At 43.2% G+C, this 24,112-nt stretch carries 18 protein-coding genes and 2 tRNA genes; 10 read left to right on the plus strand and 10 right to left on the minus strand.

Going from position 1 to position 24,112, the window contains the following annotated elements; all coding sequences use genetic code 11:
- Window positions 1-29: 29 nt before the first annotated feature.
- The 3 genes from ACYUCY_RS07220 to ACYUCY_RS07230 all read right to left on the minus strand — a co-directional run bounded on the left by ACYUCY_RS07220 (window position 30) and on the right by ACYUCY_RS07230 (window position 1,352).
- Complete coding sequence (locus ACYUCY_RS07220) at window positions 30-506, minus strand: GrpB family protein (protein ID WP_460225796.1); 477 nt, start codon at window positions 504-506, stop codon at window positions 30-32.
- A 659-nt stretch (window positions 507-1,165) separates the two neighbouring features.
- Window positions 1,166-1,242: transfer RNA gene (locus ACYUCY_RS07225), tRNA-Asp, on the minus strand.
- A gap of 34 nt (window positions 1,243-1,276) precedes the next feature.
- Window positions 1,277-1,352: transfer RNA gene (locus ACYUCY_RS07230), tRNA-Val, on the minus strand.
- Window positions 1,353-1,627: 275 nt separating this feature from the next.
- Here ACYUCY_RS07230 and ACYUCY_RS07235 point away from each other — a divergent pair.
- Window positions 1,628-3,115, plus strand: a complete 1,488-nt coding sequence (locus ACYUCY_RS07235) for a two-component system sensor histidine kinase NtrB (RefSeq protein ID WP_460225797.1) — start codon at window positions 1,628-1,630, stop codon at window positions 3,113-3,115.
- 7 nt (window positions 3,116-3,122) lie between these two features.
- Here the strand turns inward: ACYUCY_RS07235 and ACYUCY_RS07240 are convergent, their stop codons facing one another.
- On the minus strand, window positions 3,123-3,536 hold the full coding sequence (locus ACYUCY_RS07240) for a secondary thiamine-phosphate synthase enzyme YjbQ (RefSeq protein ID WP_460225798.1): 414 nt from the start codon (window positions 3,534-3,536) through the stop codon (window positions 3,123-3,125).
- A 73-nt stretch (window positions 3,537-3,609) separates the two neighbouring features.
- On the opposite strand from ACYUCY_RS07240, the gene trmA reads away from it, so the two are divergent.
- The gene (trmA, locus tag ACYUCY_RS07245) at window positions 3,610-4,746 is read left to right on the plus strand and encodes a tRNA (uridine(54)-C5)-methyltransferase TrmA (protein WP_460225799.1); all 1,137 of its coding nucleotides are present in this window, start codon (window positions 3,610-3,612) and stop codon (window positions 4,744-4,746) included.
- Window positions 4,747-4,783: 37 nt separating this feature from the next.
- Here the strand turns inward: trmA and ACYUCY_RS07250 are convergent, their stop codons facing one another.
- Window positions 4,784-6,316, minus strand: coding sequence for a DNA recombination protein RmuC (locus ACYUCY_RS07250; RefSeq protein ID WP_460225800.1), 1,533 nt, complete (start codon window positions 6,314-6,316; stop codon window positions 4,784-4,786).
- 258 nt (window positions 6,317-6,574) lie between these two features.
- Here ACYUCY_RS07250 and ACYUCY_RS07255 point away from each other — a divergent pair, with 258 nt between their 5' ends.
- The 8 genes from ACYUCY_RS07255 (at window position 6,575) to ACYUCY_RS07290 (ending at window position 19,234) form a co-directional block, all read left to right on the plus strand.
- A complete protein-coding gene (locus tag ACYUCY_RS07255) occupies window positions 6,575-7,018 on the plus strand; it encodes a tetratricopeptide repeat protein (RefSeq protein WP_460225801.1) in 444 nt (147 codons plus the stop codon).
- A 212-nt stretch (window positions 7,019-7,230) separates the two neighbouring features.
- Window positions 7,231-8,046, plus strand: a complete 816-nt coding sequence (gene murI / locus ACYUCY_RS07260) for a glutamate racemase (RefSeq protein WP_460225802.1) — start codon at window positions 7,231-7,233, stop codon at window positions 8,044-8,046.
- A 115-nt stretch (window positions 8,047-8,161) separates the two neighbouring features.
- The gene (locus tag ACYUCY_RS07265) at window positions 8,162-10,891 is read left to right on the plus strand and encodes a PD-(D/E)XK nuclease family protein (RefSeq protein ID WP_460225803.1); all 2,730 of its coding nucleotides are present in this window, start codon (window positions 8,162-8,164) and stop codon (window positions 10,889-10,891) included.
- Window positions 10,888-14,364 (plus strand): UvrD-helicase domain-containing protein, encoded by a 3,477-nt coding sequence (locus ACYUCY_RS07270; RefSeq protein WP_460225804.1) that lies wholly within the window; start codon window positions 10,888-10,890, stop codon window positions 14,362-14,364. The genes ACYUCY_RS07265 and ACYUCY_RS07270 overlap by 4 nt, the downstream gene beginning before the upstream one ends.
- Window positions 14,365-14,721: 357 nt before the next feature.
- The gene (locus ACYUCY_RS07275; RefSeq protein ID WP_460225805.1) at window positions 14,722-15,795 is read left to right on the plus strand and encodes a 3-deoxy-7-phosphoheptulonate synthase; all 1,074 of its coding nucleotides are present in this window, start codon (window positions 14,722-14,724) and stop codon (window positions 15,793-15,795) included.
- A 152-nt stretch (window positions 15,796-15,947) separates the two neighbouring features.
- Window positions 15,948-16,652, plus strand: coding sequence for a response regulator (locus tag ACYUCY_RS07280; protein ID WP_460225806.1), 705 nt, complete (start codon window positions 15,948-15,950; stop codon window positions 16,650-16,652).
- Window positions 16,645-18,024 (plus strand): ATP-binding protein, encoded by a 1,380-nt coding sequence (locus ACYUCY_RS07285; RefSeq protein WP_460225807.1) that lies wholly within the window; start codon window positions 16,645-16,647, stop codon window positions 18,022-18,024. Before ACYUCY_RS07280 ends, ACYUCY_RS07285 begins: the two co-directional genes overlap by 8 nt.
- A 292-nt stretch (window positions 18,025-18,316) precedes the next feature.
- Window positions 18,317-19,234, plus strand: coding sequence for a GGDEF domain-containing protein (locus ACYUCY_RS07290; RefSeq protein WP_460225808.1), 918 nt, complete (start codon window positions 18,317-18,319; stop codon window positions 19,232-19,234).
- A 95-nt stretch (window positions 19,235-19,329) separates the two neighbouring features.
- Here the strand turns inward: ACYUCY_RS07290 and rluB are convergent, their stop codons facing one another.
- From rluB to ACYUCY_RS07315, 5 genes are all read right to left on the minus strand, one after another.
- On the minus strand, window positions 19,330-20,178 hold the full coding sequence (rluB, locus tag ACYUCY_RS07295; RefSeq protein ID WP_460225809.1) for a 23S rRNA pseudouridine(2605) synthase RluB: 849 nt from the start codon (window positions 20,176-20,178) through the stop codon (window positions 19,330-19,332).
- Between the two features lie 89 nt (window positions 20,179-20,267).
- Window positions 20,268-21,098: an SMC-Scp complex subunit ScpB gene (gene scpB, locus ACYUCY_RS07300; RefSeq protein ID WP_460225810.1), complete on the minus strand. Its 831-nt coding sequence runs from the start codon at window positions 21,096-21,098 to the stop codon at window positions 20,268-20,270.
- A gap of 158 nt (window positions 21,099-21,256) precedes the next feature.
- Window positions 21,257-22,165: a segregation and condensation protein A gene (locus ACYUCY_RS07305; RefSeq protein ID WP_460225811.1), complete on the minus strand. Its 909-nt coding sequence runs from the start codon at window positions 22,163-22,165 to the stop codon at window positions 21,257-21,259.
- Window positions 22,166-22,418: 253 nt separating this feature from the next.
- Complete coding sequence (locus tag ACYUCY_RS07310) at window positions 22,419-23,036, minus strand: L-threonylcarbamoyladenylate synthase (RefSeq protein WP_460225812.1); 618 nt, start codon at window positions 23,034-23,036, stop codon at window positions 22,419-22,421.
- A gap of 103 nt (window positions 23,037-23,139) precedes the next feature.
- On the minus strand, window positions 23,140-23,970 hold the full coding sequence (locus ACYUCY_RS07315; RefSeq protein WP_460225813.1) for a PHP domain-containing protein: 831 nt from the start codon (window positions 23,968-23,970) through the stop codon (window positions 23,140-23,142).
- Window positions 23,971-24,112 lie beyond the last annotated feature (142 nt).

Genomic DNA, 24,112 nt, shown 5'->3' on the forward strand with positions numbered 1-24,112 from the left:
GATGGGAGCATACCTTCTTAAGGAGTGTGTTAAGAATTATTCTTTATTACGCTTTCTATGAATTTGTTTTTCGCTTTTCGATACTCGTCAACATCAAGACCTCTGGCCTCTATTTTGATCTTATTGTAGTCTTCCACCAATTTCGGCGAAGCAGTCATAGCCTTTTTGAAAATCAAAAAACCAAAGGGATTATCATTTACACAGAGCTGAATACCTATGTCTACACCCTCACGCTTACCCTTGAAGCTCTCAAAATACTCAATAAAATCCATATCGTTTATTTCATAAAACTCGACTAACCTGTCCCTCGCAACATTAAAATTCGATTTCGAGACGATTACAAGAAAATCCACGTCCCCTTTAGTAAGACAACCTTGAATAGAGGATGACCCCACCTCTTCCACAACAGCCTCAGGGATTAATTTCGTCAACTCAGAAGCCAAAACCCCAACTAAAGGTCTTAACTTCCCTCTTAAGTTTTCTTGATTCACCAGCTTAATAGACATTTTGTTTATAACCTCTAAAGCAGCGGCGAATTGAACGAAGTAATCTTACACCACTTTTGTTGGCCCCGGTTTTAGTATGGCGCCTGCTTGTTTTCAAATTTATTTTGGATTGGGGCTAATCTGGAAGAGTCGGAGGCGAATTATGAATCGCTTCCTCTTTTTTAATCTTTATTGATACGTGCAACTCTGAGACTTTTGCAGCCAGCAGGTATTTTCCAGACACGCTACGAGCACATCCCTGTAACCTCTATGCCAGCTTCGAGCAACAGGATGTTGTGAATGCAGATATTGCAGGAGCTATTATCTGCCATGTCGGCGAAGGTCTGGAAAATATCTACTGGTTGCAAAAGTCTGGGCCGAAGTGATACTTTGGCGTGTTTGTTTAGATTGGAGTTAATCTGGAAAAAACAGACGGGATTTATGAAATGCTTCCTGCATTTCACCCCTAAAGGGGTCTCGTCGTTTCACTCCTCGATCAAAACTGTTCCATACAGTTTAGTGATAAAAACAAGCTCAGGCTTGTTTTAACCTCTTCGAGGCTTCGTCGCTTCACTCCTCGTTCAAAATGCTCTCGCATTTTGTCGAACCCTTAGGGTTCTCGTCCCTGGAGCAACGGAGATAAAAATAACTTTAGTGGGGAATTCTGATACTTCGTGAAATGGCGGACCGGACGGGACTCGAACCCGCGACCTCCGGCGTGACAGGCCGGCATTCTAACCAGCTGAACTACCGGTCCGCGATGCTGTACTGGATTGAACCAGTCAGTTTTTTGGTGGGTGGTACAGGGATCGAACCTGTGACCCTCGCCTTGTAAGGGCGATGCTCTCCCAGCTGAGCTAACCACCCGATTTTGGAGAGCTGCGCATTCTACCTTAATATTTTTTCAAGTCAAACGATTTTCAGCTTGTGTCTTGTCAGACGGCTATCTCTTTGATTACGTAGAGAATTAAGCTTAACTAAGGATAATTTACACGAGTCATGACGCTGTTTAAAATACCGTCACTAAAGTAGTCACTGACCTTGGTTTATGGATGAAAAACTTAGCAGAGAATTAATTTTTGCGGCGTGTCAGAATAACCAACACAATATTTTGTATCAGCGGCCAGAACAAGAAAATAAAAATGCCAGCGAAATCACCCACACTCTTATACTCCGTCCCTTTGCTGTTATTCAGCTCCATTGCCCCGGCGCAATCCCTGCCCTCGACTTTATTTGGCGGGAGCTTCCAAACATCTTTAGTGTTGGCCCTAGTCATCGTTCAAATCATATTAATCATCGTACTGTTGCGCAGCCGGGCCAAACATAAAAACACCGAGCTCGATATTAAGTCTGCACAAAAAGAGTTGGAGCAACGGGTAACGGAGCGAACCAATAAACTGAGGGCGATAAACAATCAACTTTATGAGGAGATCGCCAAGCACGAAATCACTGAAGAACTACTCCAAGAAACCCAAGATTATTTACATAGCATGATCAACTCAATGCCGTCGATTCTTATCGGACTTACCCGAGAAGGAATTGTCACGCAGTGGAACACAGCAGCCGAACGCAACACCGGCATAAACCCTCGAGATGCACTAGGCAAAAATGTGGTTGATATTGCACCGGAACTAGGCATTGACCTTACCAAAGTAAAAAAAGCTATCGACACAAACAGAACTCAACTTCAAGAGGCCGTTCAGCACGAAAACGACGGAGAAATTATTCATACCGATTCAGTGATTTACCCGCTTATTTCAAGCGAAGTTGTTGGTGCAGTAATTCGAATTGACGATGTCACCATGCGTGTGCGTTTTGAAAATATGATGATTCAAAACGAAAAAATGATGTCTCTAGGAGAATTGGCGGCGGGAATGGCTCACGAGATTAACAACCCCCTCAGTGCGATTTTGCACGGCGTGCAGAATATTTACCGACGCACTTCTCCAGACATCGCCGCAAACCTTGAAACCGCGAAGCGGTTAGGCGTTGATCTAGACTCTATTCAGAGCTATTTAAAAGAACGGGGAATTTATAAGTTTATCGACGGCATTAAAGAATCTGGGGAACGGTCTGCACACATTGTTACTAACATGCTCGAATTTAGTCGTAGCAGCAACCAGAAGCATGAGTACGTCAATATCGTTAATTTGGTCGAGCACAGCTTAGAGTTAGTGGCTAACAGCCTCCAAATCAACACTGTAGAAGGCAAAAAAAATCTTTTGATCGAAAAAGAATATCAAAGCGATCTTCCTTCGGTACCCTGCTCGGCCGCTGAGATACAGCAAGTACTTTTGAATATTTTTCGTAATGCTGCGCAAGCATTCCCTAGTTCGCATTTGCAAGAAACCCAAACACCGCAATTAAAAATTAAATTACACAACGACGCAGAATGGCTTGTCATTGAGATTACTGACAATGGCGCAGGAATGAATGACTCCACTAGACGTCATATTTTTGAACCTTTTTTTACCACCAAAGAAGTCGGTAAAGGGACTGGGCTAGGCTTATCCGTTTCATACTTCATCATCACTGAGCATCATGACGGAAAGATTACTGTTGAATCGGCAGAGGGAATAGGAACTACTTTTAGGATTAGTTTGCCTTTAGAAAAAGCCAATTATTCTTAGTTGTGATTTATTTATCCTCATTGAGATGAACGACCATTTTTCTGGAATGCGGCCCGTGGCGGTGCTCCCACAGAAACACGCCCTGCCAAGTTCCCAAACAAAGCTGAGCACTAATAAAAGGAATCGCAATAGAGTTCGCGGTTAATGCTGCTTTAATATGGGCGGGCATATCGTCCTCGCCTTCGGCGGTGTGGGTATAGAGCGGATCGTTTTCAGGCACCATACGATTCATCCAGTTTTCCAGGTCATACTTAGCGCTAGAATCATAGTTTTCTTGTATCAACAAACTTGCGGAAGTATGCTGCAAAAACACCGTACACAAACCCTGCTCAACCCCACTTTTTGCAATCAAGCCCGCCAGCTCGGCCGTGACATCGTGCAAACCCTGCGCCCTTGTTTTAATTGTTAATTCTTTAATCATCAGGTAACCTCCGCAATCATTACATCTCGCACCCAGCTGCACTTAAGACTTAAAATTTTATTCTGATATTGATATGAACTCATTCTCACCTAATCCTGCTGATTACCAAAAACAGTTTCACGATAAAGTGAATAAAATAAAGCAACTTCTTTCACCATACTATTCAAATGAAATCGCTTGTTTTCAGTCACCACAGTTGAACTACAGGGATCGCTGCGAATTCAAAATATGGCATCAAGGAGATGAAACCCACTACGCTATGTTTGATCGCGAAGATAACAATAAAATACATTTCATCGAAACGTTCCCAATCGCTTCAAAAGCTATCAACGAACTAATGCCAAAATTAAAAGCTGTACTGAAAACCGAATCTATATTACGCAAGAAATTATTTCAAATTGAATTTCTTTCTACACGGGCTGGCGACATGTTGGTCACACTGATTTACCACAAAGCGCTTAACGAAGAATGGCGGCAGACGATACAACACAAGTGTGGAAATCTTGGCATTAAAATTGTGGGACGAAGCAAGAAACAAAAACTGCCTCTTAGCGACGATACCGTAAGGGAGACTTTCGAAGTTGGCGATAAAATTTATCACTACAAACAACAAGAAGGTAATTTTTCTCAGCCTAACTCCAGCGTTTGCAAAGAAATGCTGAACTGGGCCGACAGTGTACTCAAGATCGAATTTGCTCAAGAAAAAACATCCTCCGACAACAAATCAAATACTCGCGGGGACTTGCTTGAGCTTTACTGCGGCAATGGCAATTTCACCCTGCCACTGTCTCAACACTTCGATAAAGTCTTAGCGACAGAGATATCTAAATCACTCATTAAACTCGCTTTGGAAAATTGCGCTATCAACGATATCGACAATATTGCTTTTGTAAAGATGTCCGCTGAAGATATCAGCCAAGCAATAGAGGGAGTTAGAGAATTTCGGCGCTTAAAGGATATAGATTTGGAGGGCTATGATTTTTCTACCGTTTTCGTCGACCCACCTCGAGCCGGCTTAGACGATGCGACTTGTAACATGGTAAAAAAATTCGACAACATCTTATATATTTCTTGTAATCCAGAAACGCTTCTGGAAAATTTACACACACTTTGCAAAACTCACACGATTAAACATGCCGCATTTTTTGATCAGTTTCCTTACACACATCATATGGAGTGTGGGGTCTATCTTTCTCGCCATTCTAATTAGATCTGTGACAACTCAAGGGTAGAAACGCCTAAGCGGGCTAATCTGTTTCGGTACTTGTGCTTGCAGTTTCGGCTTCCATTTCAGTTTCAGGGCTTTGTTCTTCGATTTCGTCTAGCTCATCTTCAATTTGCGGTGCCGATAAGGAATTCAACTGAATGAGCTTCGTCACGTCTTCACCATCGCTTATCAAATCATTCTTAGGCAAGCGTCGTTTTGACTTCGCGCCCAACTTATCCAGATCTTGAATTCGCTTATATAAATTCCCATTACCGGTTTGCAGTCGCTTCTGGGTATTGTCGAATGATTGCTGGGTTTTAACAATATTCTGCCCCAACTCCTGCAAAGACTGAACGACAAGTACAAACTGATCATGTAGCTTCCCGGCCATTGCTGCGATACGCTCCGCGTTTTTATTTTGCTTCTCATAACGCCAAATATTTTCCACTGTCCTCAAGGTTGCCAGCAAGGTCGTGGGACTCACTAAAACGATATGCTTATCGTAGGCATAACTAAACAATTGGGGATCGTGCTCTAAGGCCAACATAAAAGCCGACTCAACTGGCACAAATATAAAAACGAAATCCAACGAACGAATGTTATCTAGGCGCTCGTAGTTCTTTTTACTGAGCAAATCGATATGCCCGCGAATTGAAGTCAAATGCCCCTTCAAGGCTTGCTGCTTCTCGTTGTCGATATCGGCATTACAGTATTGTTCATAATGAAGTAACGACACCTTGGCATCGATAACGATATCTTTTTGCTCGGGTAAGCGGACGATAACATCCGGATTTCGACGTTGCCCCTGGTCATCTTTTAAACTCACTTGCGTTTCGTACTCATGTCCTTTACGCAGGCCAGACTCTTCTAGCAAACGCTCTAGTACCACCTCGCCCCAATTCCCCTGGGTTTTATTATTACCTTTTAATGCACTGGCTAAATTTATCGCATCTTGACCAATTTGCTGAGTTTGTTTTTGCAGCTCCGTTATCTGGCCGGCCAATTTATTGCGATCTGCATTTTCTTTGTTGTAAACATCCTCTACCTGCTTACGGAAGTCTTTTAATTGTTCGCGTAAAGGATTCACCGTACCTTCGAGGGCGGTTCGACTTGATTGGGTAAACTGGCTCTGCTTCGCTTCAAAAATCTTGTTTGCGATATTCTCAAATTCTTTACCCAGACTGTCTTTGGCATTCTTCAACAGCTCAAGCTGTTCTTCATAACGGAGCCGCTCAGAATCAATCCGTGTTTTTAACATGACATTGTCACGATTCACGGAAAGCAGCTCTTGATGTTGCTGTTCAAGCTTTTCGTTGAGCGGTGCTAACTGTTGAAGCTGCGATTGCGCAACAGCCAATTCTTTATCAAGAGTCTGATGTTGATGCTGTAGACTTTCGTTTTCCTGTTTGACGCCCCTTATGCTTTGCTCGAGGTCAAGATTAACGAGTTCATTTGTGTTGCGGATGGCGCGAAGTTTTCGGTGCCAAAAAAAAGAAGTCAGCACAATGCTTAGAACTACTGCACATGCCCCAAAAAATAGGTAAACTACTTCCGCTGAAAATTGCTCTAACAAGTGCACCACCTCACGGCTCTATTAAATTATCTTAAAACGTTTTGACAATTCTTGATTCATTGTTGGTTTTATAGGTTTGTTGGTTTTATACGTTTGTTGTTTTTATAGGTGTATTGTTTTGATACTTGTATTTTGATGATCGCTAATTTGATGGCGACTCCAATAGAACGCCTTGTTAATAAATAAACCTTTTATAACAATTGCTATTATTTATTTCGATACTGATACCGACAAATAAAACAAACCAATAAAATTGCCATGTTCGAAACACCCATCTTAAACCCCAGTGTCCAACAGCAAATAAAATCGCTTTGTTATCGTGGTTATGGCTTTTATGATCAGCAAAAATACAATCGCGCATTGCGCGCATTCTACCAAGCTTGGTTGCTCTTGCCTAAGCCACAACGCAAATGGCGAGAAGCTGGCTGGGTACTCACGGCAATAGGCGACGCTTATTTTAAGAAACGCCAGTACATTCAGGCTAGAGAAGCCCTACTCTCTGCCCTTAAATGCCCCTTTGCCAAAGAAAGCCCGGTGGTGTTATTGCGGCTTGGCCAGTGTTACTTCGAGTTAAATGATCGGCCAACAGCGTCTTACTTTCTTCAGCATGCACACAAGCTCGGCGGCGATCACCTATTTGCCAAAGAGGATCAGAAATACTTCAACATTCTAGAGCCCGAACCCGAGCCCGAATACTTTTGAGCAGGAAGGTTTCCAATGACCAGGAATGTTCCCAAAACCAAGCTTGCGTCAACTCGGGCGATCAATAATCGATCAAACCAGCAGATTGCATTGATCTTTTCCCGGTAACCAAGCTACGCGTAAATTACCTCGCTCGATAAAGCCTCAAATGCTGAACCCATTCTGGCGGTAAGTCGAGTACAATTCCGATTTCTCTTGATTAATGAAACAACATGTCTCGTTCCACACAGGTTTTGGTTTTTGATTCTGGTGTTGGTGGTTTAAGTATCATCAGCGAAATCCGAGCGCTCCTACCACACATCTCGATCACTTATGCGTCAGATAATGCCTATTTTCCCTATGGCGAGAAGCACGAAGCTGATTTGATAGAACGTGTTGAAGGTGTATTACAGCGATTGGTGGCGAGATTTAAACCTGAGGTCATCGTTATTGCTTGCAATACAGCCAGCACTGTAGCGCTACCCAGGATTAGGAATCACTTCAAGCAAGCTATTATTGGCGTCGTCCCCGCGATCAAGCCGGCAGCGCAACTAAGCCAATCTAAAACGATCGCCGTCCTAGCGACACCGGGGACTATTCAACGCCCGTATACGCAACAGCTTATTAGTGATTTTGCCGCTGATTGCAAAGTACTCACGTTGGGCTCTAGCACGCTTGTTCAGATTGCAGAGAGCAAATTACGCGGTGAAACCGTAGATCCAAAAGATCTCAGCGCGGTAGTAGTCCCTCTTTTGGCTCATCCTGACTACCCGTTAGTAGACACTATCGTTTTAGCCTGCACACACTTTCCTTTTTTAAAACAAGAGCTTACGAACTTACTCGGCGAAGGACTTCGCTGGGTTGATTCTGGGAATGCAATCGCTCGCCGGCTGCAAAATGTCTTAGTTGAACACGATTTACACCCAGGTACCGAGAGCAATGAACGAGAATACCAAAGCGTTTTCACGGCCAACAACCCGCTGATTCATAAGTTAGTGCCTGCTTTGGAGTCTCATTTCCCTAGCGAAATACATTTCGACGTAATGTGATCACAGAATATGAAGCCTCTTCGTCGGATTTGGACAGGTAATAGACTCCGGCGAGCTATGAAAAGCAGCAGTAAATAATAAAAGACAACCTTAGCTCTTAGACATTGGACGCACCGTGGCAAAAGCACTTTTTGACATTACAGCATTACTTGAACCGCTTAATAAGGGTGCCTTGGTGCTCACTCCAAATAGACGTCTATGCAATCAAATACGACTTGCTCTAATTGAACATCAAGGCTCTTCTGCCATTGCGACCCCCAGAGTTTTCAACTTTTCCGAATGGACTGAATTACTTTGGCAGCGCTTAGCGGGGACCAGCACCAAAACCAATCAGCTTATTCTCAATGATCTACAACGCCAGCATATCTGGAGCGCAATTATTAATGGCGACACCGATGCCGTTGCCGGAGCGTCAGCAACCGCCCTGGCAAGACAAGCCAACGAAGCGCATCAGCGACTGCAATTATGGCAATTGCCACTTGCAAGCTTGGAATCACAATTCCTGGATGAAAAAAGCAATAGTGCAAAGTTACTCAATTGGGCGTCGGACTTTGAAAGTCAGTTAACCAAAGCAGAGCTAATTACTCGCGAAAGCGCCAATAAAATCATTCTCGATTCATTTTCTGAAAACTTATTAGATAAAGAATCAGAAATATTTTTACAAAGCTTCGACGTCATCCCTCCCTTACACGAAGCATTAATCCAAGCTGCGGCGAAAAAAGTTTCCGTTAGCCTCCCGCTCAAAAACTCTAAAGCCACGCAGCTCAGAACTTCAGCCCTCGATAAGAAACATGAAATACGTGCAGCGGCGGCGTGGAGTAAAAAAGTACTCACAGAAAACCCGCAGGCCAAGATCGGCATCGTCACACCAAACTTAGGCAGTCTCCGAGATTTGATTGAGCGAATTTTTTGCGAAACCTTTGAACCGCAATTTTATTCTCTCAATACACCGCGCTATACCTTGCCGTTTAATATTTCTACGGGAACACCCTTAGGCAGAACGCCTTTAATTCATGACACCCTACTTTTGCTGCGTTTAAATCAAAATAAATTAACTAATGAAGAAAGTTATCAGCTATTAAGCTCACCTTTTATCTCATCGATTGCGGATGAGAATATTATTCGTAGCGAAACACTACGACGATTAAAAGCAAAAAAACAGTTCTCTTTTACTACCGCACAAATTCGCAACGCCCTTGAAAAGTCCGACACCTCGAAACTCGACAATTCTGACGAAGCAAGGAGTGGAAACGCGCTGAGCCGCTGCCTTTTTGAATTTGAAGCTTTTCGTCGTAGAAACAACAGTTCTTGTACTATCGAAATCTGGGTGCAACGATTTCTTAAACAATTGGAGTGTTTAAATTGGCCCGGACCCAGAAATCTAGACAGCGTCGAATACCAAGAACTAACCCAGTGGTACCAACTTCTAGAGAAATTTCTAAGCCTAGATTTAACTCGTAAAACTTGGTCTTTTTCCGAAGCATTCTCAGCCCTAGAACAGCTGGCAAACTCAACGCACTTTCAGGCGGAAGTCAAAGACTCTCCGATACAAATACTCGGCTTACTTGAAGGCGTCGGCTTAAGCTTTACTCATTGTTGGGTCTTAGGCCTCGACAATCAGACTTGGCCACAAAAATTAAACCCGAATCCTCTTTTACCTCTATCGCTACAACGCGAATATCAAATGCCTCAATCGTCTATCGAGAAAGAGTTGCTCTATGCTCAGTCGCTTACCAGTAACTATTTAAATTGCGCCCATCAAGTTGTCCTTAGCTATTCAAATGATGACGAAGAAGCAACGCTATTACCCAGTCCTCTTATCGAATCACTATCCGAGACGCCGCTCGATTACTTTTGTAATCCGAATGATTATGGGCTTGCGAAATACCTTGCGGAACTCGAGCCCGCTAAATTTGAATTAATTAATTGTGAGTTTGGGCCGAAATATCAAAACCTAAGTGATGAAGCAATCGAGGGTGGCTTCAGCATTTTAAAACAACAAGCTCACTGCCCTTTCAATGCTTTTGCGACATATAGATTAGGCACGGAACAAGTAGAAGCACCAGCACTCGGTTTAAGTGCGGCGGACAAAGGTAATATTCTCCACGGTATCTTGGCAAACCTCTGGCAAACGCTAAAAGATAGCTCTGCGCTCAATTCAATTGCAGAAGATAGCTTGTTAAATTTGATCAACGAAGCTATTGAAACGGTTTTTACCGAAAAATATACAAATAATTCAGAGTTTCTCGATCGACATTATTACGAATTAGAACGAAAACGTTTCGAACGCCTAAGCATAGAATGGCTAAATCTAGAAAAAAATCGTAAAGATTTCCATGTTGTTGGGATTGAAAAAGAACTCAATGTAAATTTTGGTGGACTTCCTTTAAAACTGCGTATCGACAGGATCGATCAATTTCCGAATGGCGATCAGTTACTCATCGATTACAAAACGGGAAACGTTACCAAAGCCAGCTGGTCTGGAGATCGCCCAGATGAACCACAACTTCCCTTGTATGCCGTCGCATTGGACGATCAAGTAAAAGGGATTGCATTCGCTATTATAAAAACTAAAGCAGTTGATTTTTTCGGCCTAATGGAAACCAGTGAAGATCAAGCGGATAAAAAATTAGTCGCCCCTCTTAAAGCGGGCTTTGGTGAAAACTGGCAACAAACCTTAGACGAATTCAACAGAACGCTCTTGAATCTGAGCAAGGAATTCACATCGGGAACCTGCACTGTCGACTTTAAGAAAAATCAATTTAATTCCTTTGATATCAAGCTCAATGCTTTAAACCGTATCGCGGAAATCGACTTTATTAATCAATGGGAGCGAGAATCATGACGATGAATTCTCAACCCCAGCTACCCGGTGATGGCCATGCGAGAGCGAGGGCATTGGAACCTAACAAGTCTTTCATTGTTTCTGCCCCCGCGGGATCGGGAAAAACAGGACTACTTACACAGCGGGTTTTAAAACTACTTTTATCTTGTAACAACCCAGAAGAAGTACTCAGCATTACGTTCACTCGCAAAGCGGCCAAAGAAATGCATCAGCGCATAATTGGCTCAATAAGAAAGGCCGCAGATTCTCCTAGTGAAAAATCATTCACTAGTGAACACGAAAAACTCACTCACTCTCTCGCGACGAAAGTCTTAGAGAGAGACAAAGAACTGTCCTGGAACTTACTATTAATTCCTAACCGACTTCGGGTACAAACGATTGATGGTTTTTGCCAGTCGCTGCTAAAACAATTACCTATTGATCAGCACCTAAGTAATGAATTACAACCCAGCGATAATCCAGGCTCACTGTATGCTGAGACGGTAAGAGAGTTTTTCAAATCAATGACAGGAAACTCTCCCTTCCGGGAAGATTTCGACAACTTAATTCAACATTTAGATAACAACATTCCCAATCTCGAATCGCTGCTCACGCGTTTGTTAAGTCAGCGAAATCAATGGATCAGCACTCTGCTGCAAACCGGAAAGAATTCAGAAAGTCGATTTCATTTAGAAGAGAGTCTAGCTTATATCGTCGAAGCAACTTTACGACGTGCGGACGAACTCATCGCAATTTATACACCGGAATTACTTGAAATAAGTTGTTATGCCGCTGAACAGCTAACAAAGGCTGGCAGCGACTCACCGATAATACATTTACATGGAATCGATGATCTTAACACCACGACGGACTCGCTCGCTCATTGGAAAGCATTGTGTTCGCTGTTACTAACCAACGATGGCAATTGGCGTAAAACCATCGACAAAAGGCAAGGCTTTCCCGTCGACAAGAAAGATCCTAATACAAAATTTTATAAAGAACGTATTCTAGCGCTACTTGCAGACCTACACGGTAACAACGGAGGGTCAGACGACGCACTAACTGAAATTCTAAGAGATATTCAGGCGCTTCCTGAACCCTCTTTTCAAAGTGCGCAATGGAAGATGCTCGATAGCTTGACACGTTTGCTGCCTTTACTCGTCGCAGAGTTCATGCTCACTTGCCAACGAACAGGAGAATGTGACTTCGATACGATTACCAGCGCCGCCCTCGATGCTCTCGGTGATCCACAAGACCCAACAGATCTGGCGCTTTATTTAGATTATAAAATTAATCATATTTTGGTTGATGAATTTCAAGATACATCCATTGCACAATTAAAGTTACTCGAAAAGCTTACCCAAAATTGGCAAGCAGACGATGGTAAAACATTGTTTGTTGTCGGTGATGCAATGCAATCTTGCTACGGTTTTCGAAATGCAAACGTGAGTATTTTTTTAGGCGCAGCGAAATATGGGATCGGTGATATCGCGCTCGAACCATTAAACTTATCAGTTAACTTCCGCTCCGACGGGACCTTGGTCAACTGGGTAAATACGACTTTCGAAAACACTTTCCCAAAAGAAATAAACATTAATCGCGGTGCCGTTTCTTATAATCGAGCCGACGCATTTTTTGACGCAAACCCTAAAGCAACCGTCGAAACTCATGGCTTTATTGATGAAGCCAAAAATGGCGAAGCGCAGTTTGTCGTCGATCTAATCAAAGAAAAACTTGCGCAAGATGATAATTCGTCCATCGCGATTTTAGTTCGCAGCCGGTCTCATCTTCGCGATATTCTTCAACAACTTCGCTCAGAAAATATTAATTGGCTTGCAAAAGATGTTGACCCGCTAATGACGCGGATGGCTATTATTGATTTGCTGTCATTAACCAAAGCTTTGTTAGACAGCTCCGACCGAATCTCCTGGTTGTCAGTTCTTCGCGCGCCCTGGTGCGGTCTTGATATGAATGACTTACACCAGCTCGCCACGCAACGAATCACAAGTCATAAGCCAGCGATCACAAGGCCTGGAAGCTACCCCAACATATGGGAACAAATAAAAAATGTTCAGCATTTATCCCTTAGTCCATCCGGCTTAAAACGTGTTGAGAGATTAAAAAATATTTTTCTCATCGCCTTTCAAAACAGATCAAGAAAGCCGCTAAGAATATGGATCGAAAGCGTTTGGCTAGCCTTGGGGGGACCAGGCGTTATCACCAATTCTTTAGAGAAAAACAGTCCAGAATATTTTTTTGATTTATTAGAACGCCATGATCATGGTGGAAGGATAAGTGACTGGAATCTTTTCGATGAAAGCTTGGCGAAACTCTATGATCGATCAATTGAAAACTCCCGCATTCAAGTGATGACTATTCACAAAGCGAAAGGTCTTGAGTTCAACACCGTCATCTTACCAGGGCTCGATAGGTCTACCCCTGGCAATGATAAAGAACTATTAGTATGGCAAGACTTTATCGATGAACACGGAAGCGCTCACACTCTACTTAGCCCCTTAAGTGAAGTGGGTGAAACCGACGACCTCTATACCTACTTAGTGAGAGAAAAAAAAATACGTGAGCAATTGGAATCAGCACGCCTGCTGTACATTGCTTGCACTCGCGCGATCAATAATTTATTTCTATGCATGAACCTAAAACGCGACGAAAAAAATGGTGAGATAAAGCCACCCGTCGCGGGATCCCTAGCCAAAAATATTTGGGAATCAGTTGCCGGCGATATACAAATTACAGAAGTCATTAACGATGCGAGCGCCGAGGCCACTTCAGCAACAAAACCTTATGCGGAAAACAAAACCTTAAGCAGCATTTTAAGAGTCCCGGATTCTTGGCAGGTTCCGATCATTCCAACCGACGACACGCTAAAACAATTTAGGGGACGAGCCAGTTTTAACGACGAAGAAATACCGCAGGCAACCGGAATAGAAAACCGAGCAGCACGTCATACTGGAACTGTTTTGCATCGCGTTCTACATCAGCTCACATTAGAAGGCGCAGAAAAATGGCGTAAAGAGACAAACGAAACGCGACGTTCAAACTGGGCCAGTCAATTACGACAACTTGGCTTGAATAATCAAGATGCCTTACACGGAGCAGAAAAAATTCATTCTGCAGTTACTCGTATTCTGGGTGACGAAACCGGCTTATGGTTATTGGACAACTCTCATCAAGAAAGTGAGTGTGAGTTCTCAATTCTAAGCACACAAACCGGCTTCAAAGAATCCATTATTGATCGCACCTTTGTTTGCAATAACGAACGTTGGATTGTCGATTACAAAAGTAGTGAGCCCGCTGAAAGGGAAGACTTGTCGAGCTTCATTCAGCGAGAGGTACAAAGCTATCGGCAACAGCTCGTGCATTATTGTACGTTAATGCAGAGTTTCGATAGCAGTAAAGCTATTCGTACCGCCTTGTATTTCCCCAACATAGCTCACTTTGAAGAGCTGAAAATTGACGAAGTTTCCTCAGCCTAATCTAGCAAAACGAGGTTAAAAGCCTTCTGAGGGAGAAAGATTCCCACATTGGTGGTGTATAGAGGGAAAAAGTGGCTAACAATAAGCCCATATTTTAAGTAGAATATCGGGCGCTTTTGTGCACATTCATCGCGTTGGTAGCTAGATTTATTCCCTGCTCGATTTGCGAAGCCAAGCATAGCTTCAAAACAACAGCCTACCCACACAGCGGCTAGGTCTTGAGCAAGCCACAGCCGAAGCGAAAGCAACAATGAATTCGTTTGGAACAACAACTAAATCCATGGTGATGAAAGCCAACTTAAAAGCCAATCGAATAAGTATCTTGATAAAAATTTTATAGGATTAGACAGTAGTCACATGAGTCAGCTAATTGAAAACCTCAACGTTAATTCTCAAGACGTATTAATTACACCAGAAGAATTAAAAAAGGCTTTGCCGCTAAGTGCTGAAGCAACCGAATCGGTAATTAAAGGTCGGCAAACCGTACGCGATATTTTAGATGGCAAAGACCATCGCATCATTCTGGTGATCGGCCCCTGCTCCATTCACAATATTGAAGAAGCAAAAGAATATGCAAAGCGATTAAAAAAATTAGCTGACGAAGTGAGTGATACTTTGTACATCATCATGCGCGTCTATTTCGAAAAGCCGCGAACCACAGTGGGCTGGAAAGGGCTTATTAATGACCCGTACCTCAATGATTCCTTCAAAATTGAAGATGGTTTGCGCATTGGACGTCAACTCTTGATCGATATTGCAGAAATGGGCTTACCAACCGCTACCGAGGCGCTAGATCCAATTTCTCCTCAGTATTTGCAGGAACTTGTTTCTTGGTCTGCAATTGGTGCGCGAACAACAGAATCGCAAACACATAGAGAATTGGCCAGCGGCTTATCGTCTGCGGTTGGATTTAAAAACGGAACTGATGGTGGCTTAACCGTAGCAATCAATGCCCTACAATCCGTATCCAGTCCCCACCGATTTTTAGGGATGAATTTTCAAGGTCGAGTTTCTGTCATCCATACCAAGGGGAACCCTTATGGTCACGTCGTTCTTCGCGGGGGTAGTGACAAGCCAAATTACGACTCGGTTAGTGTTGCAATGGCTGAACAAGCGCTCGACAAAGCGGGTGTATCCACCAATATTATGGTCGATTGCAGCCACGCAAATTCGAATAAGAATCACGAGCTGCAACCTTTAGTGATGGACAATGTCAGTAATCAGATCCTTGAAGGCAATAAGTCCATTATTGGCCTGATGATAGAAAGTAATATCGAGCCAGGAAACCAAAGCATCCCCACTAATCTCAGCGACCTCAAATACGGTGTATCAGTGACCGATGCCTGCATAGGCTGGGACACCACAGAAAATGCATTACGCACCATGCGCGATAAAATTAAAGACGCGTTAAAAGCGAGGGCGAAGAATTAGGTCTCTGCTCCGGATTACACGTTATTTGGCTATAAAGGAGAGTTAGTTTCGACCTGACTCTTTTATAAATAACATTTGCGACGTAGAATCGACCACTAAGTATTACTTACCGTTAAATATGAATAATTATTAACCAAAGACGGCCCTAAACTATGCCCAATATCCTGCTCGTTGATGATGACCTTGAACTTTGTGAATTGCTTCGTGATTACCTTCAAGGTGAAGGTTTTGATGTTGATATGGTCCATGATGGCGGCAACGTCGTGGATAAAATCAAAGAAAATAATTTTGACGTTATTGTATTGGACGTAATGATTCCCACTTTAAACGGTTTTGAAGTACTGAGAAAATTACGCGATTTTTGTAAAACACCCGTGTTAATGCTTACCGCCAAGGGTGATACCGTCGACCGGATTGTAGGTCTTGAATTAGGTGCAGACGATTACTTAGCGAAGCCGTGTAATCCTCGAGAATTAGTTGCGCGATTACGCGCAATCTTACGCCGCATCAGCACGCAACAAAATCAATCTAAAACTGATGACACTATCGCTGTTGATGATTTAAAAGTGCATTTGGGCAGCCATACAGTAACGTATTTCGGCGATTCAGTAACGTTAACCGGTGCAGAGTTTGCGGTTCTTGAATGGCTAATGCGCTCTCCGGGCCAAGTCATCAGTAAAGATATTTTGACCGAAGAAGCGCTTGGTCGGAAACTCACTCCTTATGATCGAAGCATTGATGTTCATATCAGTAATATCCGCAAAAAATTATCTGCAACTCATCCAACCGAAAAAGATTTGATTATTAATATTCGCGGCGCGGGCTACATGCTGACTACTAATAATTCTGATGACTAAAATTTATTTACGAATTTTTATTGGTTTTTGGATAATAAATATCGCGTCAGTGCTCGGCCATACGGTTTATGTTCAGTGGCTAGAAGGCGGTTTTGATGGCATCTTAGCAGAAGATACTCCCTACGATAGATCCTCTCTTCGCGCATTAAATCGCACATCAGAAGTACTGATGCGCTGGAACGTTACAACGCTGCGCGAGAATTTACCCAATATGCCGGAGTATTATTTTCGCGAAGTGTATATTCTCGATGAAGAAGGTATCGAATTAACTGGTAAGACTGTTACCTTAAAAATCTCCGACATCCTCAGTAAAATTACTCGCGGATCACCTTTCTACCGCATCAGCGAAAATGGACAAACCTACGCTGCACGATATGTATTTCTTCCCGATGGACATTTCATAAGAATCATTTCGTCGCGCACACCGAATGAAGATCGCTACGTTCGTTGGCGGTTTGGATTCAGTCAAAACTGGACACTTTATCTCGCTTACTTGCTCGTATCCGGAATCGCTTGTTTAATCTATGCGAGACATTTATCTCAAGGGATAAATGCATTTCAAGGTGCAACCCACGCAATCGCGAAAGGCGATTTGAGCGTTCGCATCGCCCCGCATTTTAAAAATCGTCGCGATGAAATTGGTAACCTTAGTCGCGATTTCGACAACATGACAGAACGACTTGAGAAGTCCATGAAAGAGCAGAAGCGCTTGATCAAAGATGTCTCTCATGAATTGCGCTCACCCTTAGCACGCTTACAGTTCGCCCTCGGCATAGCGCAGCAACGTGGCAACGAAGAAGTCCACGAAGAACTGGAAAAAGCTCGAAAGGCGGCGGATTACCTAAACGATATCATTTCCACTATTTTGTCTTTTCCAACCAGTGAAACCGATATTTGGGAGCTAAGTGACGTTATAGATTTAAAGATTTTATTAGAGTCACTTAAGGATGATTTAACAGACGAAGCTCAGCGACAACAAGTCACCTTAGAACTCACCAGTGATCTCGACGAAGCTCTTGTCGCGACCTACGGTACGACCTTGAGTGGTGTATTTGAAAATATTTTAGGAAATGCTCTGCACTACACCCTGCCCCACACCGTCATTACAATTCGGATTACGCAACGCGGCGATAACATCTGCATCGCCGTTTATGACCAAGGTCCAGGGGTTAAAGAAGAAGAGCTGAATGATATCTTTGAGCCCTTTTATCGAACCGACGAGGCCCGAGATCGAGCCAGCGGTGGTTACGGGCTTGGGCTCAGCATCACCCAACGCACTGTTCACCTCCATAAAGGAACTATTACTGCATCAAACCGCTCCTCAGGTGGTTTAAAAGTCGAAGTTTGCTTACCCAGAAAAATTGTCGACTAATTATTCATTCCTGGCCACTTACTCTACAAATCTACCCGCTGACAGCTATTTGAAGTCAATTTATTGGCTTTTTGTGATTTAATTTCTAGAATATCTAAGTAACCCACTGATTACCTTTACATTTTTTAAACTTTAAAAATTGGCATGAATATCGCTATAACTCTAGTGTTCATGAATCTAGCCGGAATTATGTCAAAAAAGTGTAGAACTTGATCGAATTCAGGCGGGTTAAAAACACATTAAGGCTTAGTCCATTGCTTTTGATAGCCAATTTTTAACAGGAATTATAGAAATGCCTTCAGCGCCCACAAGCACACCGAAAAGCACCACTATCGTTAGTCCAACGAATCTAGTGCGTTTTCCTTCTGACTGGATTCCAGGGGACTCAATCGGCTATCGTTTTGAGCTGACGAACACCCTTCAATCAACGCTGGACCTTCAGGAGCAACTCGAATTGTTTCAATCTTTTGCCAGCGACCTCGTTAATTTTGACGGCTTGATCTATCGCCACACAGGTCAAGAGGTAGAGATTAAGCTCGGTGAAAAAGCTAAACATTCTTGTAATTACAAATTATCAACACAAAGTGAAAAACTAGGTAGCTTGTCTTTTAGGAGAAACACGCCTTTTAATGAAGTAGAGCTTTCAGAGCTGGAAACCATGATGAGCGCCCTGGTTTACCCAATTCGAAATGCTTTGCAATATCGAATGGCGCTACAAACGGCCTTACGTGATCCGCTCACTAAAACGGGCAATCGAATCGCATTGGATAATGCCCTTCATCGCGAACTACAAATCTGTAAACGCTATGAACAGAATTTAAGCTTGATGGTTATCGATATCGATTTTTTCAAAAAAATTAATGATACCTATGGTCACCACACAGGCGATTTAGTTTTGCAGCAAGTTGCAGGCTCCATTCAAGAAGTCACTCGACAAACAGATATGACTTTCCGTTACGGCGGTGAAGAATTCGTGGTCGTGATGAGTAAGACAGATTCAGAGGGCGCGAACATAATCGCTGAACGCGTTCGAGACGCAATCGAAAAACTCACTTATGAAGTGGATCAACAGAAAATTAATGTATCGGTTAGCATCGGCATCAGCCAACTAAAGGCGAAAGAGCACATTGATGAATTATTTATCCGCGCTGATCATGCTTTGTATCAAGCAAAAAATGGCGGCCGAAACAGAGTTGCAACTGAACTTTAATGCGAAAGGCTGCCTGACGACACCCCATCGCTTTAGGGGATTTTTTAAATGCATCAGATTCTGGATAGGTTTTTACATTCGTAATTTTTTATAATTTATTTTTTCTTATTCGATTGTCTATTCGACCTGTTTTTCATTCGGCGCTGGCGGCGCTCATAGTCCTCTTTTTCCTTTACCGTAAATGGTCTCACTTGCTCCGGTAGTGTGTAATCCGCTGTTGCAGCAAGATCATTGATTTCTCTATCCGTTAACTCTACCCACTGACCAACTCGAACATAGCTTGGAATAAATATATTCCCGAATCTTACGCGCTTTAAACGGCTCACTTTAAAATTTTGCGACTCCCAAAGGCGACGAACTTCTCTGTTTCGACCCTCCATCACCGTACAATAAAACCATCGATTTTTCGTTTCATCGCCATGTTCTTTTATGTCAGTAAACTTGGCTACACCGTCTTCGAGTAAAACACCCTCGAGCAAACGTTTTTTTACATCCTCGTTATAGTCACCAAACACTCTCACTAGATATTCGCGATCGATAGACGATGAAGGATGCATTAGTTTATTTGCCAAATCACCGTTGTTTGAAAACAGCAACAAACCGCTCGTATTAAAATCGAGACGACCAACAGAAATCCAGCGACCTTCATTTAATACGGGCAGTTTGGAAAAAACTGTAGGACGGCCTTCAGGGTCAGACTTAGTACAGATTTCACCTTCAGGTTTGTTATATAAAATGACTCGCAAGCGCTGAGTCTTTGCATCCGCTGATTTTACAGGCTTTCCATTGAAAGTAATTTTATCGGCATCGCTGACACGATCACCCAAGGTTGCAACCTTGCCGTTAACCTTAGCTTTACCTTCGCTAATTGCCACTTCCATTTGACGTCGCGAACCTAAGCCTGCGCGCGCCAGAACTTTTTGTAATTTTTCATCGGTATTCATGTGATTCCAGAAATGGAAATTGTGGTAGGAAAATTATTTGGATATTTTGAAGACCCACGACACCATGGGTCTTAATTAGCAAGGACGAATCAAATATGTGAAATAGAAGAATCTTTTTCGTCTTCGGTAGCTTCATCACTCATATCTCCAGCGTCAGAGCTTACCTCTTCCGAAACGACGGCTTCAGATACCTCATCGCCAAGTAAATCGAGTTCTTCACCATCAACACCCTCATCCAACTCGCTTTCGGTATCCGCATTATCATCAGCAGGCAGTTCTTCGGTCTCAGAATCAACCCGATCATTGTTTTGCTGATCATTATCAATTGCCAACTCTAATTCAGCACCGAATTTTTCGAAGTCTTGAATTTCGCTTAAGCTCGGCAAACCATCAAGACTTTTTAAATCGAAATAATCTAGAAACATTTTAGTTGTTGCATACAATGCTGGGCGTCCTGGCACATCGCGATGGCCAACAACTTTGACCCACTCACGCTCGGTCAAGGTCTTAATAATATTCGAGCTCACCGCAACACCACGAATCGACTCGATGTCACCGCGAGTGATTGGTTGCCGGTAAGCAATCAGCGCCAAAGTCTCCAATAATGCGCGGGAATAGCGTGGTGGTTTTTCTTCCCACAATCGACTCACCCACGGTGCCGTTTCTTGAATAACCTGAAAACGCCAGCCAGTTCCCACTTCCTTTAATTCATATCCATGTCCGCGACAATCGGCCTGAATATCTTCTAAGACAGCTATCAATTCTTCTTTACTGGGTTTTTCGTCAGTTTCTCCGGCAAAATCAATTTCACCTTCAGCGGGATCAAATAAGCTCAACAATTTTTGCACGCTTAATGGCTCACCTGCTGCCAACAAGGCGCCTTCAATAATTCTTCGTAATAATTTTGTATCGATACTCATTGTCGCCCTGATTCCCATATAATATTTTTTAGCTAGCCAAGCTACTAACTACTAGCATTTTTTTAATTACGATGTTTTTTAACTAAGGTTTTTTACTACAGTATTTTTTAATCACAATATTACTTAATTGAATTTCATAATTTTATTTAATGAAATTGTTATTCGTCTTCTGACTCCAGTGATTGTGAACGTGCTTTTACATGTATAGGCCCGAAAGCTTCGCTTTGCACCATTTCAACCAAAGACTCTTTGATCAATTCCATAATGGCCAAGAAGCTAACCACCACCCCTAAGCGCCCTTCTTCAGCCTTAAACAAACTCACAAAAGGTACGAAGTTTACCCCAGACAATTGATCCAGAATTTGTCCCATGCGCTCGCGGGTTGATAGTTTTTCTCTTTCAACATGGTGACTCTCAAACATATCCGCACGTCGTAACACTTCGCCAAGAATCACCAACAACTCTTTCATATCAACATCAGGCAAAGGCCGGACTTTTTCGCAATCGGGAATTTCCGCGGATGCTTCAAATATTTCCCGCCCTACTCTTGGCATTGCTTCGATGTCTTCTGCAGCGGTTTTAAAGCGCTCATATTCTTGCAGGCGTCGAATTAATTGTGCTCGAGGATCTTCTTCGTCATCCTCTTCTTCCTGGCTACGCGGTAACAACATCCGCGATTTAATTTCCGCCAGCATTGCAGCCATCACTAAATACTCGGCAGCAAGTTCAAATTGTGCGGCCGACATCAATTCCACATAGGCCATGTATTGCTTAGTGATCTCGGCAACGTGGATATCGAGAATATCCAAGTTCTGGCGTCTAATCAGGTAAAGCAATAAATCTAAGGGGCCTTCAAACGCATCAAGAAAAACTTCCAATGCGTCGGGTGGGATATAGAGATCTTTGGGTAACTGGGTGTAAGCTTCGCCACGGACGATAGCGAAAGGCATCTCACCTTGTTGAGGAGTTCGATCAGAGTGCTCTGATTCTTTAGGTGTCCAATCGGCTTCATTTGACGCCTCTGGCTTACCCTCTACTTCGGTGATTTCTTCCTGATCTGTTGCCACAGAATTACCTTAATTTGCTCGATTTGTTAGAGAATTTTTATTGTGGGAATTTATAGGTAAACAAAGACCGGACGAAGTCGTAGCCCTTCCCAGGGTGCTTGATTGCGCGGAATTATACGCCCATAGCAGTGATTGGAACAGGGGTAATTGTTTCAGTCTTCAAAAGCGAAATAATGATTTATTATTATTTTACAAGTAGTTACAACTCAAAGTTAAAGTGGTACAACGAGTGAGCAGGTGATTTTAATTCGCCCTACTGATCTTCGAAAATGCCCAAGCCTTGACGAGTGATTTGCGGAGACTCTCCGCTCAAGTCGACAACTGTTGTAGGCTCCATCCCACAGAATCCACCATCAATAACTAATTCCAGTTCATGCTCCAACGTTTCTCGAATATCGTAAGGATCGGTGAGCGGAAACTCATCCCCAGGAAGCAGCAAAGTACTCGTCATTAATGGCTCACCAAGCTCCTCTAGGAGGGCCAGCGCAATGGGATTATTAGGAACACGAAGACCGATTGTTTTCCGTTTCGGATGTTTTAAGCGCCTAGGAACCTCCGAGGTCGCCTCCAGAATAAAGGTGAAAGGCCCCGGCGTGTATTGTTTGATCAAACGGAACATTCGATTGTCGACCTTCGCGTAAGTCGCGAGCTCGGACAAATCTCTACACACCAGCGTAAAATTGTGATCCTTATCGAGCCGACGAATTGCTCTAATCCGATCCAAAGCAATACGATCGCCTATCTGGCAACCCAGCGCATAGGCTGAATCTGTTGGATAGGCAACCAAACCGCCTTTACGAATAATTTCCACTGCCTGCCGAACCAATCGGATTTGTGGATTTTCGGGATGAATCTGAAAAAACTGCGCCAAAATACACCCTCTTTAAATTTAACGAAAACACTGTGTAGATAGCTCTGAGATAAGCGAACTAAAGTGTTTACTAACGGCGAGTTTTACAGGACCAACGAAGTCTTTAATAACTCACCACCCTACAATGGGCGGGTAGTTTGCCAAAACCGCCCAAACTTTGCCAGGGAGAATTTGGATCATGAAAATCGCTTCCTGCGCTTGCTTGTAACTCGTAAAAATTTGCCAAATCTGCCAAATAGCTCGTTACTTTTTGCTCTTGCTGACCGGATATCACCTCCATTGCATCACCACCGGAGGCCTTAAAGGCGGTGATCAGTCTTCGTAGCTTCGCATTTGTCATCTTGTAGCGATTAGGATGGGCCAACACCGCAAGCCCTCTGGCCTCGTGTATCCACTTGACTATGGTAGTCAGCTCCGGCCATAAATGCTTTACATCACCGGCTTTACCATCGCCCAAATACTTTTTAAACGCACTTTCAATGGATGTGACGTGGCCTTGTTGGAGCATGAATTCCGCGAAATGAGGGCGCGCTACAATCCCGCCCCCAGCAATCGAAGTGGCTCCCGCCAGAGCACCTTTAATACCAAGCTTCTCTAAGCGTTGATCGATTAGCTGCGCCCTTTCTTGTCGAGCCTTGCCTTGTATCTCAATGTTGTTCTTTAAGGCGGGATGTTCGATATCGATGTGTAAACCGATGACGTGTATGTTGACCCCCTCCCAAACGCTGGAAAACTCGATACCCGTAACAAACCCGATACCTTCCTTATGGGCCTGCTCGCGAGCAACTGCGACGCCCGCTACAGTATCGTGGTCCGTAAGCGCCAAAACCTCGACTCCACACGCTTTAGCTCTCGACACCAAGGCAATAGGGTTTAAAATACCGTCCGATTCAGAGCTATGGGTGTGAAAATCGATGACTTTGTGTTCGTTCAAAATATTTACCTAAGAGATCAGGAAGACCCGCGGATTAGTGAAACATGCAATCGTGACCTACTAATGAATCTAACTGTCATCGATGCGAAGCCGAATTTGGCGGCCATTAAACCATCGAAAACATATTTTTGAAAATTAAATC

The sequence above is a fragment of the Aurantivibrio infirmus genome (assembly GCF_054767315.1).

Bases quoted from the DNA above. Each gene is read 5' to 3' on its own strand.
- ACYUCY_RS07220 (WP_460225796.1), bottom strand. From the start codon at position 506: ATGTCTATTAAGCTGGTGAATCAAGAAAACTTAAGAGGGAAGTTAAGA.
- ACYUCY_RS07235 (WP_460225797.1), top strand. From the start codon at position 1,628: ATGCCAGCGAAATCACCCACACTCTTATACTCCGTCCCTTTGCTGTTA.
- ACYUCY_RS07240 (WP_460225798.1), bottom strand. From the start codon at position 3,536: ATGATTAAAGAATTAACAATTAAAACAAGGGCGCAGGGTTTGCACGAT.
- trmA (WP_460225799.1), top strand. From the start codon at position 3,610: ATGAACTCATTCTCACCTAATCCTGCTGATTACCAAAAACAGTTTCAC.
- ACYUCY_RS07255 (WP_460225801.1), top strand. From the start codon at position 6,575: ATGTTCGAAACACCCATCTTAAACCCCAGTGTCCAACAGCAAATAAAA.
- murI (WP_460225802.1), top strand. From the start codon at position 7,231: ATGTCTCGTTCCACACAGGTTTTGGTTTTTGATTCTGGTGTTGGTGGT.
- ACYUCY_RS07270 (WP_460225804.1), top strand. From the start codon at position 10,888: ATGACGATGAATTCTCAACCCCAGCTACCCGGTGATGGCCATGCGAGA.
- ACYUCY_RS07275 (WP_460225805.1), top strand. From the start codon at position 14,722: ATGAGTCAGCTAATTGAAAACCTCAACGTTAATTCTCAAGACGTATTA.
- ACYUCY_RS07280 (WP_460225806.1), top strand. From the start codon at position 15,948: ATGCCCAATATCCTGCTCGTTGATGATGACCTTGAACTTTGTGAATTG.
- ACYUCY_RS07285 (WP_460225807.1), top strand. From the start codon at position 16,645: ATGACTAAAATTTATTTACGAATTTTTATTGGTTTTTGGATAATAAAT.
- ACYUCY_RS07290 (WP_460225808.1), top strand. From the start codon at position 18,317: ATGCCTTCAGCGCCCACAAGCACACCGAAAAGCACCACTATCGTTAGT.
- rluB (WP_460225809.1), bottom strand. From the start codon at position 20,178: ATGAATACCGATGAAAAATTACAAAAAGTTCTGGCGCGCGCAGGCTTA.
- scpB (WP_460225810.1), bottom strand. From the start codon at position 21,098: ATGAGTATCGATACAAAATTATTACGAAGAATTATTGAAGGCGCCTTG.